Source organism: Deinococcus marmoris (assembly GCF_001949125.1).
Taxonomy (GTDB): Bacteria; Deinococcota; Deinococci; order Deinococcales; family Deinococcaceae; genus Deinococcus; species Deinococcus marmoris_A.
Window position 1 is genome coordinate 1 of the sequence record NZ_MSTI01000013.1, and the last position, 13,605, is coordinate 13,605.

Consider the following 13,605-nt stretch of genomic DNA (forward strand, 5'->3'; position numbering starts at 1 on the left):
GCCGAACGCGAGGCCCGCGCGCTGGCAGGAGCGCAGGGGGCCGCCACGCAGGCCGCCCGCGCCGCCGAGGCCGCCCAGACCAATCTGGATTCCGCGCAGGAAGCCGAGGCAGGCATTCCCAACCTGGAAGCCCGCGCCGACAAACTGCGCGAGGCCGAGGCCGACGCTGCCCGCCTCAAGCGTTCCGGCGGCACGCCCCAGACCACCCACGCGCAGCCGCTGGAGTGGGACGAGGACGCCTTTCTGCTGGCCCGCACCGGGGCTGAAAAGGCCGAGAAGAACAGGCAGGAGCGCGTCAAGATCGAGGCCGAGCGATTGGGCCTGAATTCGGCGCTGGCCCGCTTCAAGGCCGAGGAAACGGCACAGACGCAGGAAACGGCAGAGCTGGAGCGCGTCAAACGCGACGGTCAGACCGCCAAGGCCGATCTGGAAGCCGCGCAGAAGGCGCTGGAGGAGGCCCGCCTCACCTCCGGGCTGGCCTCGTACCGCACGCACCTGCATGTGGGCGAGGACTGCCCGCTGTGTTTGCAGGAAGTCCGCGAACTGCCCGATGCACCGCACGCCGATCTGGGTGCAGCGCAGGACCGCGTGAAGGTGCTGAGCGCCACGCTGGACGAGCGCCGCACCCGCTTCAGCGATCTGCGCGCTGCCCTGAAGGCCCGCGAGACGTGGCTGGCCGACAAGGAGGCCGAGAACCGCAACTGGCAGGAAGCCACCGGGCAGCGCGAAGTCGATTTACGCGCCGCCGAAGCTCTGGTGACGGGCGATCCGCAGACAGAAGCCCTGCGCCTGCTGGCCGGGCTGGCGGGGCGCGTGCGGGCAGCCGGAACGGACCCCGCAGGAAAACGCCGCCAACTCCTGAATGACGTGACCGCCGTCCGCAAGCGCGTGCAGGAGGCGGGTACGGCCCTTTCGCGTGCGGCGGGCGAGCTGGCAGGAGCCAACGCCACGCTGGCGGCGGCGCAGAACGCCTCGGCGGGCCGGGAGGCGGACGCCACGGAGGCCCAGGCCGCGCTGGACTCTGCCCTTTCCAGCCTGGGCATGGACGCTGCGCAGGCCAGAGCCGCCGCATTGCCCGAAAACGATATCGCCGCGCTGGAGGAAGCCGCCCGCACCCAGGCTGCCCAGCGGGCGCAACTGGCCGAGGCCCTGGCCGAACTGGAACGCCAACTGGGGGCCGCGCCCTTTGATCCGGCAGAACTGTCGCAGGTGGGGCGTGACCTGACCGCCACCGACGCCGCCCTGGCTGCCGCCCGCGAACGCGCCGGGAGTCTGGCCGAGCAGGAACGCGCCGGACGCGAACGCCTGAAGCGTAAGGCCGAGATCGAGGCCCAGGCCGCCGATGCTGCCCGCAGCCTGGACACCTGGCAGACGCTGACCAACTCGCTGAAGGCCAACGAATTCCAGCAATTCCTGCTGGCCGAGGTGGAGGCCCAACTGCTCACCCGCGCGGGCCTGCTGCTGCACGAGATCAGCGACGGGCGCTACCGCTTGGCCCTGGAAAAAGGCGAGTACATGGTGCAGGACCTGTGGAACGCGGGCGAGGTGCGCGGCGTCAAGACCCTCTCCGGCGGCGAGACGTTCCTGGCCTCCCTGTCGCTGGCGATTGCCCTGAGCGACTATCTGGCCGGGAACAAGATTCTGGGGGCGCTGTTTCTGGACGAGGGCTTCGGCACGCTGGACCCGCAGGCGCTGGAAGCTGTGGCGAACGCCCTGGAAAGCCTCCGCACCCAGGGCCGCATGGTGGGCATCGTCACCCATGTCGAAAGCCTCTCCGAACGCCTGCCCAGCCGCCTGCTGGTGACCAAAAGCGTGGCCGGAAGTAGCGTGCAGCGGATGGATCTGTAGGGCGCTGCGCGCCGTCTGAGGGTCAAGAGTCGAAGGGTCTAAGGAAGAGATAGACATGCGCTTCCCTTAGACCCTTCGACTTTCAGACCCTTAGACCGGCGCGCAGCGCCTACGCCACTTCCTCCCGCTCCAGCTTGGCGAAGATCATTCGCCCCACGTTGGTCTGCACGTTGTTGACCACCTGCACGCGGGCCTGCTTGCCCCGGAATTTCAGGCCGTCCTCCACCACCACCATCGTGCCGTCTTCCAGGTAGCCGACGCCCTGACCGGACTGCTGGCCGCCCTTGGTGATGGTCACGGCCAGCAGATCGCCCGCCTGCACCTGTGGTTTGAGGGCCACCGCCGCCTCGTTGACGCTCAGGACCGTGACGCCGTGCAGCTTGGCAATCTTACCCAGGTTGCCGTCGTTGGTCACGATCTGGCCGCCGGTTTCGCGGGCCAGCCGGATCAGCTTGTCGTCCACGCTCTTCAGGGCCGCGTCGTCCCAGTCCTCGATGCGGATGGGCTTCAGTTCGCGCAGTTCTTCCACCAGCCCCAGGCCGCGCTTGCCGCGCGTGCGCTTCTGCGCGTCGCCGCTGTCGGACAGCAGTTGAAGCTCGCGCAGGATAAACCCCGGCACCACCAGTTCGCCGTCCAGAAACCCGGCGCGCACCAGTTCCAGAATGCGTCCGTCGATGATCACGTTGCTGTCCAGCAGCTTGCTGCCGCTGCGGCGGCGCACCTGTGGAAAGGCCAGCATCCCGAACGCCTCCGCGTGACCCACCGCAAAATTGACGAAGAACACCGCCAGGATCACCGTGACCAGCAGGTTCCAGAACCAGTTGAAGAAGGGCAGGCTCTGAAACAGGCTGCTTAAAAGGACACTGAGCAGTAGGGCCACGATCAGGCCGAAGGTGGCTGCCGCTACCGTGCGCGGCGACAGGCCCGCGTACCAGCGCGAGAAGCGGCCCACGCTGCCGGTCAGCAGTTTCTCGGCGCGCGGGGCGAACAGCAGCGCGATCAGGCTGCCCGCCAGCATCAGGCTGAGGGTATTGACCCGGTTGAGGTCCGTGGGCTGCGCCGAGGCCAGCGCCTGCCCAGCCAGCCACCCCAGCAACAATCCCAGCCCCATGACAAACAGACGAACAGCCAGCACGCTCAGTAGTGTAGCGGCTGAGATGGTGTGAAACGGTTCAGACAGCAGAATTTGAGGCAGGCGACCCGCCCGGCTGCCCTCAACCGCCAGATCCGCCCTCCTGCGCCGCCGCCGTCCCCACTTTCGGGCCATCCTCCACCCGCCGGATCACCGGATTGAACAGTTGCGCCGCCGTCACCCCGGCCAGCAGCAGGCCCGCGACGATGGCGACGCTGCCCCCGGCATAGCGCGCCGCCAGCAGTCCGGCCAGCGCGGTGCTGAGGGGCGAGGTGAACTGCGCGATCAGGCGGCGCACACTGAACACCCGTCCCTGCATGGCGGGCGGCACCTGCGACTGCCAGATGCTCTGCGAGTGCGCGTTCATGGCCGGATAGGTCAGGCCCAGCACGAACAGCGCCGCACTGGCCCACAGCACTGTGGAGCTGAAGCCGAAGGCCGCCAGCGCCAGCCCGGACACGATCATCGGCAGCAGCACGCCCAGCACGCGCTGCGTTTTCAGGCCGCCCCAGACGCTGATCAGGATGCCGCCCAGCACGCCGCCCACACTCTGCGTGATGGTCAGGGTGGCCAGCGCGGCGGTCAGGGTGCTGCCCCGACTCTGCCAGTCGGCGGCCAGGCCGAACTTGACGATCAACGGCTCCAGCACGCCCAGCCCGCTGCCGCACAGGTTGGCGACGGCAAAGGTGAGCAGCAGCGCCAGCAGCGGCTTTCGGCTCCCGATGAACTTCCAGCCGAAGGCCATGTCCTCCTTGAACGAGCGCGGCTGGCTGCGGTCCGTGACCTCCTGCGGGGACGGGACGTGCAGGCGCGAGAGGACCACTGCGGCCAGCACGAAGCTCAGGCCGTCCACGGCGTAGGCGAAGGGCACGCCGTTTTGCAGGCCCGAGAGCCAACCGGGCAAGGCATCAGACTTTCGCAGCAGCGCGGGAACGCCGATCAGCAGGGCGGCCACCGCCGGACCCACCAGCCCGGCCAGACTCCAGATGGTCTGCATCATGCCGTTGGCGCGGGGCAGGCGGTCCCTGGGCACCAGCGTGGTGTAGCTGGCGTCGAAGGCCGAACCGTGGAAGGTCCCCACCAGCCCCATCAGGCCGGAGACGAGAACCAGAGTCCACAGCGGCGCGGCAGGCAGCAGCAGCAGCCCCAGAATGCCGAAGGTGAGCAGCGCGCCCAGCAGGTCTGCGGCCAGCATGATCGTGCGGCGGTCATGGCGGTCTGTCCACGTTCCGGCCAGCGGCGCAGTCAGGGTGGCGGCCAGACCCCAGGCCAGCGCCGTGGCCGACAGCGCCAGCGCCAGTTGCGGCTTCTGCTCGGCCAGCGGAAAGCGTGTGACCGTCAGGTAGATGTTGAAGGCGAAGCCTGCCACCGCCGATCCCAGCACGCTCAGGGCCTGAGAACTCCACAGCCACACGAAGGTGCGCCAGCCGTCGGGGGCGGGTTGGGGTGTAGAGGTCATCTGAGTTCAATTTACGGCGCTGCGGAGGGCTGAGAACATAGGCCATCTGGCGGGGTGGCCCTCCGCTCAGCGCGGCTTCAGCGTCGCCTCAAGGCGCTCAGGATGCCCGCCGCGATTTCCTCCACGCTGGTACTGGTGGTGTCGCGCACCGGCAGGCCCACGCGCTGGAACAGGCGTTCGGCGCGGCGGACCTCGAATTCGCACTGTTCGGGGCTGGCGTAGCGGCTGCCCGCCTTGCGCTGCGTGCGGATGGCGTGCAGGCGGCGCGGATCGATGGTCAGGCCGTACAGCTTGTCGCGGTGTTTTTCCAGCGGAACGGGCAAGGTCTCGCGCTCGAAGTCGTCCTCGGCCAGCGGGTAATTGCTGGCGCGGATACCGTGTTGCAATGCCAGAAACAGGCTGGTGGGGGTCTTGCCCACCCGGCTCACGCCCACCAGAATCACGTCGGCCAGCCCGTACTGCTTGTCGCCTATGCCGTCGTCGGTGGCCAGGGCAAAATCCAGCGCCTCCATGCGGCCCAGGTACGCGCCCGCGTCGTGCATGTCGTGGTAACCGCCCACCGTGCGCGTGGCGGGTTGCTCCAGCTCTACCTCCAGATCGTTGATGCCGGGGGTCAACAGATCGAACAGGCGGGCGGGGGCGGCCTGCAACTCGGCCAGCACGTCCGGCTGGGTCACGGTGGTAAAGAGGATGGGCTTCTCCCCCGCCGCACTCAGGGCCGCGACTTCCTGCGCCACCGCCCGCGCCGCCGCCACGTCCGCCGTGAAGGGCCGCGAGATGTAGCGCAGCGGCTGCCCCGGAAAATGGGCCAGCAGCGCGCGGGCGATGTTGTCGGCAGTCAGGCCGGTGTGGTCGCTGACGATCAGCACCGGGCGGGCAGGCGGAGGGCTGGGGGTCATGCCTCCAGGGTGACAGGTCCGGCCATTGGCTGTGGGTTGGCCGTGGGGCAATGGGGGTGTCCCTGCCCCCGCCACACCCCACGCCCGCCTAAACCCGTTAAGCTGTGGGGGTATCCAACACTAACCCAGATGCTTTTCGCTCTTTCTATCCCACAGCAACGGAGAAACCCATGCAGATAACACGCGCGTTCCAGACACTAAGGATGACCGATGTGGAGGTGGTGGGCGGCAAGAACGCCTCCATCGGCGAGATGATTCACGGCCTGGGCGCGGCGGGCGTGCGCGTGCCAGGGGGCTTTGCCACCACCGCCGACGCCTTCCGCCTGTTCCTGAGCGAAAACCAGATTGAAGAGAAGATCAACGCCCGGCTCTCGGCGCTGGACGTGAACGACGTGGTGGCGCTGGCTGCCGCTGGCAAGGAGATTCGCGGCTGGGTGGAGGGCGCAGCCCTGCCACAGCAATTAGAAGACGCGATTCGCACCGATTACGAAGGCATGACCCGCGAATCCGGCGTGACCGATCCCGACGTGGCCGTACGTTCCAGCGCCACCGCCGAAGATCTGCCCGAAGCCAGCTTTGCCGGGCAGCAGGAAACCTTCCTGAACGTGCGCGGGATAGACAGCGTGCTGCACCACGTCCGCCTCGTGTTCGCCTCTCTCTACAATGACCGGGCCATCAGTTACCGCGTCCACCACGACTTCGCACACGCGGAAGTGGCGCTGTCCGCCGGGATTCAGCGGATGGTCCGCACCGATCTGGGCGTGTCCGGGGTGGCGTTCACGCTGGACACCGAGAGTGGCTACCGCGACGCCGTGCTGGTCACCGCCGCGTATGGCCTGGGCGAATTGATCGTGCAGGGCGCGATCAACCCAGACGAGTTCTTCGTCTACAAGCCTGCGCTGAAGGCGGGCAAGATGGCCGTGCTGCGCCGTACTTTAGGCAGCAAGGCCCGCAAGATGATCTATGCCGATGGTGGCGGCGTGGACAGCGTGGACGTGTCAGCGGAAGAGGCCCAGAGCTTCTGTCTGAACGACGCCGATTTGACCGAACTGGCGCGGCAGTGCGTCGCCATCGAGGACCACTATGGGCGTCCGATGGACATCGAGTGGGGCAAGGACGGGCGCGACGGCCTGATTTACATTCTTCAGGCCCGCCCGGAAACGGTGCAGAGCCGCAGTGGGCGCACGCTGGAGCGCTTCGAGATGAGTGGTGGCGGCACCGTGCTGGTGGAGGGCCGCGCCGTGGGTAATCGTATCGGCAGTGGCGTGGTGCGGGTGGTCCGCGACATCTCGCAGATGAACAGCGTGCAGGACGGCGACGTGCTGGTGGCCGACATGACCGATCCAGACTGGGAACCGGTGATGAAACGCGCTTCGGCCATCGTGACCAACCGGGGCGGGCGCACCTGCCACGCGGCGATCATCGCCCGCGAACTGGGCATTCCCGCCGTGGTGGGCAGCGGCAATGCCACCCGCGAGCTGAAGAGTGGGGAGACCGTGACGGTCTCCTGCGCCGAGGGCGACACGGGCTATGTGTACGAGGGCAAACGCGACTTCAAGATTCACCGCATCGAGCTGGACGCCATGCCCGACGTGCCGATGAAGATCATGATGAACGTGGCCTCGCCGGACCGCGCGTTCTCGTTCGCCGCGCTGCCCAACGAGGGCGTGGGGTTGGCCCGCGTGGAATTTATCTGCTCCAACGTGATTGGCGTCCACCCGCGCGCCCTGCTGGATTACCCGGACGTGCCGGAGGACGTGAAGGCCCAGATCGACGAGCGCATCCGGGGCTACGCCTCGCCGCGTGACTTCTTCCGCGACAAGCTGATGGAGGGGGTGGCCAACATCGCCGCCGCGTTTGCGCCCAAACCCGTGATCGTGCGCCTGAGCGACTTCAAGAGCAACGAGTACGCCCACCTGATCGGCGGCGCGGCCTACGAGCCGCACGAGGAGAACCCGATGATCGGGTTCCGGGGGGCCAGCCGCTACCGCAGCGCCGATTTTGCCGAGTCGTTTGCGCTGGAATGCGCGGCCATGAAGGCTGTGCGCGACGACATGGGCCTGACCAACGTGCAGATCATGATTCCCTTTGTCCGCACCGTGGGCGAGGCGAAAACGGTGCTGGAGATTCTGGAGAAGAACGGCCTGAAACGCGGCGACGGTGCTGTTGATGGAGATGGGGGCCTGAAGATCATCATGATGTGCGAGATTCCCAGCAACGCCATCCTGGCCGAGCAGTTTCTGGAACACTTCGACGGCTTCTCGATTGGCAGCAATGACCTGACCCAACTGACGCTGGCACTGGACCGCGACTCGGGATTGGTGGCGGACCTGTTTGACGAGCAGGACCCAGCGGTGCTGGCACTGATGGCCCAGGCGATTGCCGCCGCCAAGAAAGCAGGCAAATACATCGGCATCTGCGGGCAGGGGCCGAGCGATCACCCGGCGCTGGCCCAGTGGCTGATGGACCAGGGCATTGACTCGGTGAGCCTGAACCCAGACTCGGTGCTGACCACCTGGCTGCATCTGGCCGGGGAACGGGAGACGACAGTGACTGCCTGAGCTGACGACGGCGGGAAGGTGCGGTCAGGCGTTGGGAGAAGTTCCTTCAGCCCTGCCGCACCCGTCCCACATACGTCACGATCTGCCCGCCCACCCCTGCAATCAACGCCGCCGCCTCCGCGAATCGGTACCCCACTTCCCCCGGCTGATGCGCGTCGCTGCCCAGCACAAACCCAATACCGCGCTTCACCGCCTCCGCAACCAAGTCCGGCGAGGGATACGCCTCGGCCACGGGCTTGCGCCAGCCTGCCGTGTTGAAATCCAGACTCAGGCCAGCTTCCGCAACCGCGTCCAGCGCCCGCAACGCCGCCGCGCCGCCGGGGTCACGGTGGCCGAATTTCTTAGGCAGATCCAGATGCCCGATGGAGTCGAACAGGCCGGAGCGGGCCGCGCCTTCTATCAGCGCGTAGTAATCGCCGTACAGACCCGCCAGATCACGCGCCTCGTATTCAGCCACGAATTCCGGGTTGTCGAAGCCCCACGCGCCGATGTAATGCACGCTGCCGATCACGTAGTCCCAGTCGTGCGCGTTCAGTAGCCCTTCCACGAAACGCTCGGTGCCAGGGTGAAAGTCGGCCTCCAGACCCAGGCGCACGTCCAGGCGTCCGGCAAATTCGGCCTGCACGGCGCGGACCTCATCCACGTATTCCCGCAACTGGTCCAGGCGCATCCGCCACGGCGCGTCGTACCACGCGGGCATGGGGCAGTGATCGGTGAAGCACAGGCCCACTAAACCCGTGTCCAGGGCGGCCTGCGCGTACTCGCGGGGGGTGCCGGTGGCATGGCCGCACAGGGGGGTGTGCAGGTGGGAGTCGAACAGGCGAGAGAGCATGGGGGACAGCGTACGCGAGGGCAGAGGGTTCAGGAGCAGGGGGGCGTCAGTCCGCGCCGGGCACAGGGGCAGTCCGCCGCGCCGGGGGCCACACCCGCCGCCCAAACACATGCAGCAGCAGCCCCACGGCGATCAGCACCGCGCCCACCACCTTGCCGGGTGGAAAGACCTCGTGATACACGATGGCGCTGGAGATCAGGCCGAAGACTGGCACCAGCAGGGACAGCGGCGCGACGCGCCCGGCCCCGTGCCGCTGGATCAGCAGGGACCACACGCCGAAGCCCAGCACCGTGTTGGCCAGTCCCATGTACAGCACGGCGGCCCACAGTTCCCAGCCGCCGTGCAAAAGGGTGTGGGCCACCGCGTCCCAGCCGCTGACCACGCCGGACAGCAGGGTCAGCGGAATAGGGGCGATCAGGCTGCTCCAGATCACCAGCGAGAAGACGTTTGCCCCGCCCGAGGCCCGCACCAGCAGGTTGCTGACCGCCCAGCCCAGCGCGGCCACCAGCGTCAGACCCAGCCCCAGAACGCTGACCTGCCCACCCGACAGCAGCCCGATGACCGCCATGCCTGCGAAGGCCAGCGTGATGCCCGCCGCCTGCCACGGCTGAATGCGTTCGCCCAGAAAGGCGGCAGCCAGCAGCGCCGTGAAGAACGCCTGAATCTGCATCAGCAGCGAGGCCAGCCCGGCGTTGAGGCCCAGCGCAATCGCCAAGTACAGCAGCCCGAACTGCACCACGCCCACCGCCACGCCGTAGCCCCACAAAATTCGGGCGGGAACGGCGGGAGGCCTGACAAAAAACACCGCCGGAACTGCCGCCACCGCAAAACGCAGGGCGGCCACCAGCAACGGCGGTGCATCGGCCACGGACCACTTGATCACCACGAAATTCAGACCCCAGATCAGTGTGATCAGCAGCGCCAGCAGCAGTCCGCGTGTCCCCAGGGGCTGGGTTCCGGGCGCGGGGGCAGAAACAGTCATGTGTGAGGAAGTGTAGCGCCGGGCCGGAAAAGGCCGTCTCTCCTGGCTGGATGCATGATTAAACATTCTTTGCGTATAATCCTTGCCTATGACGAAGGCCACCAAGTCCGCAAAAAAGGCTGCTAAGCCTGAAAAGACAAAAGCACCGCCTGTATCACAGGTGAATAAAAACACGCTGTTGACCCCGGAAACCCTCCCCACTCCGGTGATGGCGGGCCGCGACTTTCTGAGCAATCTGGACATGTCGGCTGCCGAATTGCGCGCCGTGATGGACACCGCCCACAGCATGAAGCGCGGCGAGTGGCGCGGCGTCAAACCGCTGTCGGGCCTGAGTCTGGCGCTGGTGTTCGAGAAATCCAGCCTGCGGACCCGCACCACCTTCGACGTGGGCATGTACCAACTGGGCGGCCACGCCATTACCCTCAGCAACACCGAAATCGGCCTGGGCACGCGCGAACGCGTGTCCGATGTGGCCCGCAACCTGGAACGCTGGGTAGACGGTGTGATGGGCCGGGTCTACCTGCAACAGACCCTGCACGAACTGGCCGATCACGCCGCCATTCCCGTCATCAACGGCCTGAGCGACATGCTGCACCCCGCGCAACTGCTGGCCGACTACCAGACCATCGAGGAAGAATTCGGCACCGATCTGCGCGGACGGCGGGTGGTCTACATCGGGGACGGCAACAACCTCGCCAACAGCCACATCCACATGGGCATCCTGACCGGGAGCGACGTCACCATCGTGACCCCGGTGGGCTACGAACCCAACGCGGGCGTGCTGATGGACGCCGTGCAGCAGAGCACGCAAATTACCCTGACGCACGATCTGGCCGCCATCGAGGGCGCGGACGTGCTGTACACCGACGTGTGGATCAGCATGGGCATGGAGGCCGAGGCCGACATCCGCCGCCGCGCCTTCCAGGGGTATCAGGTCACGCCGGGGATGCTGGATACCCTGGCCCCGGACGGCATTTTTCTGCACTGTCTGCCCGCCCATTACGGCGAGGAAACCGTGCCGGAAGCCACCGAACACCCCAAGAGCCGGGTCTTCGATCAGGCCGAGAACCGCCTGCACGCGCAGAAGGCGCTGCTGTACCACCTGATGGGCGACATGAAACCGAGGTGGTGAGCGTTCGACGCTAGGGTGTGAGCATGCAAGCGGGAGTCGTCACAGTGGACGCTGAAGGGGCCATCACGCTTCCGGCGGAGGCGGTGCAAGCGCTGGGAATCGCGGAGGGCGACGTGTGCTGTTTCGTTACGGACGAGCAGGGCCGCCTAACCCTCCAACTCCTGCGCAAGACCCTGATGAGTGAACAGGATGAATGGCTCAATCTGGTCAACCGTCACGATCAGGTCATCGGCCAGATCACGCGGGAAGATGCCTGGGCCAAGCGTCAGCCCGTGCGCGTTATCAACGCCTTTCTGGTCAACTCGCGCGGCGAATTGTGGATTCCGCGCCGCACAGCCTCCAAACGGATGTTTCCGAGCTGTCTGGATATGAGCGTGGGCGGGCATGTGGAACGCGGCGAGGATTACATGAGCGCCTTCAAGCGCGAAACGCGCGAGGAATTGAATCTGGACGTGGACGAGCTGGACTGGCGGGAAATCGCCGCCCTCTCTCCTTTTAAGACGAATCTGAGCGCCTTCATGCGGGTCTACGAGATCAGGACCGATTCCACGCCCGACTTCAATCCCGCCGACTTCAGCGAGGCGTGGTGGCTGACGCCTGCCGAACTGCTGGCCCGCATCGCTGCGGGGGAGGCAGCCAAGGGCGATCTGGCCGAACTGGTGCGGCGGTGCTATCCATGACCCCCCACCGCGTCGTTCTCCGCCATCTGCGCCCCGAGGACGCCCCCGCCTTCCTGGCCTACCGCAACGATCCAGAAATCGCGCGTTTTCAGGGCTGGGCTTTGCCCTACACGCTGGCCCAGACTGAGGCATTGATCGAGGAAATGCACACGCGCACGCCAGAACAACCGGGCTGGACGCAACTGGCCCTGGTGGACGCCAGTACCGGGAAACTGCTTGGAGATTTTGCGGTCAATCGGGCTGTCCCTGATAACGGCGCACAGGCAGAGATCGGCTTCACGCTGGCCCGGCACGCCCAGGGGCGCGGGCTGGCGTCCGAGGGGCTGGGGCTATTGCTGGCGCAACTGTTCGGCCCACACGCCCTGCACCGTGTTTACGCCCATATCGATCCGCGCAACGCCCCCGCCGCCGCACTGCTGACCCGCGCGGGCTTCCAGCATGAGGGCACGGCGCTGGAAAGCTACTGGGACGCTTCTTCAGGGGGCGGCGGAGAATGAATGGACGGACGACGCGCTGTACGGCCTGCTGGCGCGGGAATGGCAGGCGGGGCGAAAGGAGACGACTCAAGATGACTAAACCCAGAATCTTCATTGACGGCGAGGCTGGAACCACTGGCCTGCAAATCCGCACCCGCCTCCAGGGCAGAACCGATATCGAGTTGCTGAGCATCGATCCGGCGCGGCGCAAGGACGCGGGGGCGAGGGCCGAGTTGCTGAACGCGGCGGACCTGAGCATCCTGTGCCTGCACGACGACGCGGCGCGCGAGGCGTTGAGCCTGACGACAAATCCACATGCCCGCCTGCTGGACGCCAGCACCGCCCACCGAACGGATAAAAACTGGGTCTTCGGCTTTCCCGAGTTGAACGCCGATCAACCAGAGCGCATCCGCACGGCGCGGCTGGTGTCCAATCCGGGCTGCTACAGCACCGGGGCGATTGCGCTGCTGGCCCCATTGACGGCGGCGGGCCTGCTTCCCGGCGATTTTCCCCTGACCATCCAGGGTTACAGCGGCTACAGCGGCGGTGGACGCGCGCTGGTGGACGCCCACGAGAAGGGCGAAACCCACCCCATGCGCGGCGATTTCATCAGTTATGGGCTGACACTGGACCACAAGCATCTGCCCGAGATCGTGCGTTACGGCGGGCTGTCGCGCACGCCCATCTTCACGCCGCATGTGGGCGGCTGGGCGCAGGGCATGACCGTGAATATTCCGGTACATCTGGGGGAACTGGGGGTCACGGCAGAAAAGCTCCGGGAGGCGCTCACCGCCCACTACACCGGGCAAAAATATGTGCGCGTCTTTTCTGAAGCTGGGAATCCCGCCGTCATTGATCCGCAGACCCTCAACGGCAGCAACGATCTGGACCTGTTCGTCTATGCCTCCGCAGACGGTGGGCGGGCGGTGCTGGCAGCGCGGCTGGACAATCTGGGCAAGGGGGCCAGCGGCGCGGCGGTGCAGAATCTGGAGCTGATGCTGGGGCTGAATCTTTAACACTTTGAGTGCTAGGGGATAGTCGGCCAGAAAAAGCGGAAGCTGAGGTATGCCTACCACCGAGCTTCCGCTCTCCCAGTCTACTGTCGAAGACCTCTTTTTATTCGTGTACGTCTACGTTGACGACTATGTGAAAGCCGCTGAGTTCAGCTGCCTCTTCACGCTTCCCAAGGAAGCCCATCAAAAAGGCACTTACGGCGAGATCATGACCATCGCGCTGGTGGGTGAACTGCTGGGTCAACCCTCGCAGCAAAAATGGCTCGCACAAGTCCGTTTCACCTCTCGCCACCTCTTCCCCTGTCTGCCAGACCGTACCCGTTATCTGCGAATCCAACTCAATCTGGAGCGCATTTATGCTGATCTGGCACTGCGTTTCCCGCATTTTGACGATGACACTGTGTATGTCATCGACAGTAAACCGTTGGTTTACTGTGCTGGGTGTCGCTACAAGCGGGGACGCGCCATGAGTGAGGCGGCCAGTGGGCGCGGTGGGCATGGCGGCTACAGCGTCAAGGGACGCTTCTACTCATGAGTTGCAATGTGTGTATATCGATAAAAAGCACGTCTGGAACGTGCTTCTCTTGTTGG

The 13,605-nt window shown here is 66.0% G+C and carries 11 protein-coding genes and 1 pseudogene; 7 read left to right on the forward strand and 5 right to left on the reverse strand.

The window, feature by feature from the left end:
* Positions 1 to 1,848 (forward strand): AAA family ATPase (locus BOO71_RS01630; RefSeq protein ID WP_075830252.1); only part of this gene is annotated, 1,848 nt, incomplete at its 5' end.
* A 109-nt stretch (positions 1,849 to 1,957) separates the two neighbouring features.
* Here BOO71_RS01630 and BOO71_RS01635 read toward each other — a convergent pair.
* From BOO71_RS01635 to ppsR, 3 genes are all read right to left on the reverse strand, one after another.
* Positions 1,958 to 2,983: a PIN/TRAM domain-containing protein gene (locus tag BOO71_RS01635; protein WP_075830259.1), complete on the reverse strand. Its 1,026-nt coding sequence runs from the start codon at positions 2,981 to 2,983 to the stop codon at positions 1,958 to 1,960.
* A 79-nt stretch (positions 2,984 to 3,062) separates the two neighbouring features.
* Positions 3,063 to 4,439 carry an MFS transporter gene (locus BOO71_RS01640; protein ID WP_075830253.1) on the reverse strand — a complete coding sequence of 459 codons (1,377 nt, stop codon included), beginning with the start codon at positions 4,437 to 4,439 and terminating at the stop codon, positions 3,063 to 3,065.
* A 77-nt stretch (positions 4,440 to 4,516) separates the two neighbouring features.
* A complete protein-coding gene (gene ppsR, locus BOO71_RS01645; RefSeq protein WP_075830254.1) occupies positions 4,517 to 5,338 on the reverse strand; it encodes a pyruvate, phosphate dikinase/phosphoenolpyruvate synthase regulator in 822 nt (273 codons plus the stop codon).
* Positions 5,339 to 5,508: 170 nt separating this feature from the next.
* Between ppsR and ppsA the strand changes: the two genes are divergently transcribed.
* Entirely contained in the window at positions 5,509 to 7,899 is a 2,391-nt protein-coding gene (ppsA, locus tag BOO71_RS01650) for a phosphoenolpyruvate synthase (protein ID WP_075830255.1), read from the forward strand.
* Positions 7,900 to 7,945: 46 nt separating this feature from the next.
* Here the strand turns inward: ppsA and BOO71_RS01655 are convergent, their stop codons facing one another.
* Both BOO71_RS01655 and BOO71_RS01660 read right to left on the reverse strand, forming a co-directional pair.
* On the reverse strand, positions 7,946 to 8,731 hold the full coding sequence (locus BOO71_RS01655; protein ID WP_075830260.1) for a histidinol-phosphatase HisJ family protein: 786 nt from the start codon (positions 8,729 to 8,731) through the stop codon (positions 7,946 to 7,948).
* Positions 8,732 to 8,777: 46 nt separating this feature from the next.
* Positions 8,778 to 9,713, reverse strand: coding sequence for an EamA family transporter (locus BOO71_RS01660; RefSeq protein WP_075830256.1), 936 nt, complete (start codon positions 9,711 to 9,713; stop codon positions 8,778 to 8,780).
* An 88-nt stretch (positions 9,714 to 9,801) separates the two neighbouring features.
* Between BOO71_RS01660 and argF the strand changes: the two genes are divergently transcribed.
* The 5 genes and pseudogenes from argF to BOO71_RS01685 form a co-directional block, all read left to right on the forward strand.
* Entirely contained in the window at positions 9,802 to 10,845 is a 1,044-nt protein-coding gene (argF, locus tag BOO71_RS01665) for an ornithine carbamoyltransferase (protein ID WP_075830257.1), read from the forward strand.
* A gap of 23 nt (positions 10,846 to 10,868) precedes the next feature.
* Complete coding sequence (locus BOO71_RS01670; RefSeq protein WP_303046700.1) at positions 10,869 to 11,525, forward strand: NUDIX domain-containing protein; 657 nt, start codon at positions 10,869 to 10,871, stop codon at positions 11,523 to 11,525.
* A complete protein-coding gene (locus BOO71_RS01675) occupies positions 11,522 to 12,022 on the forward strand; it encodes a GNAT family N-acetyltransferase (protein WP_083652839.1) in 501 nt (166 codons plus the stop codon). Before BOO71_RS01670 ends, BOO71_RS01675 begins: the two co-directional genes overlap by 4 nt.
* A gap of 71 nt (positions 12,023 to 12,093) precedes the next feature.
* Positions 12,094 to 13,017 (forward strand): N-acetyl-gamma-glutamyl-phosphate reductase, encoded by a 924-nt coding sequence (gene argC / locus BOO71_RS01680; RefSeq protein WP_075830258.1) that lies wholly within the window; start codon positions 12,094 to 12,096, stop codon positions 13,015 to 13,017.
* A gap of 49 nt (positions 13,018 to 13,066) precedes the next feature.
* Positions 13,067 to 13,543 (forward strand): annotated as a pseudogene (locus tag BOO71_RS01685) (transposase); the annotation flags it as partial.
* Positions 13,544 to 13,605 lie beyond the last annotated feature (62 nt).

Bases quoted from the DNA above. Each gene is read 5' to 3' on its own strand.
- BOO71_RS01640 (WP_075830253.1), bottom strand. From the start codon at position 4,439: ATGACCTCTACACCCCAACCCGCCCCCGACGGCTGGCGCACCTTCGTG.
- ppsR (WP_075830254.1), bottom strand. From the start codon at position 5,338: ATGACCCCCAGCCCTCCGCCTGCCCGCCCGGTGCTGATCGTCAGCGAC.
- ppsA (WP_075830255.1), top strand. From the start codon at position 5,509: ATGCAGATAACACGCGCGTTCCAGACACTAAGGATGACCGATGTGGAG.
- BOO71_RS01655 (WP_075830260.1), bottom strand. From the start codon at position 8,731: ATGCTCTCTCGCCTGTTCGACTCCCACCTGCACACCCCCCTGTGCGGC.
- BOO71_RS01660 (WP_075830256.1), bottom strand. From the start codon at position 9,713: ATGACTGTTTCTGCCCCCGCGCCCGGAACCCAGCCCCTGGGGACACGC.
- argF (WP_075830257.1), top strand. From the start codon at position 9,802: ATGACGAAGGCCACCAAGTCCGCAAAAAAGGCTGCTAAGCCTGAAAAG.
- BOO71_RS01670 (WP_303046700.1), top strand. From the start codon at position 10,869: ATGCAAGCGGGAGTCGTCACAGTGGACGCTGAAGGGGCCATCACGCTT.
- BOO71_RS01675 (WP_083652839.1), top strand. From the start codon at position 11,522: ATGACCCCCCACCGCGTCGTTCTCCGCCATCTGCGCCCCGAGGACGCC.
- argC (WP_075830258.1), top strand. From the start codon at position 12,094: ATGACTAAACCCAGAATCTTCATTGACGGCGAGGCTGGAACCACTGGC.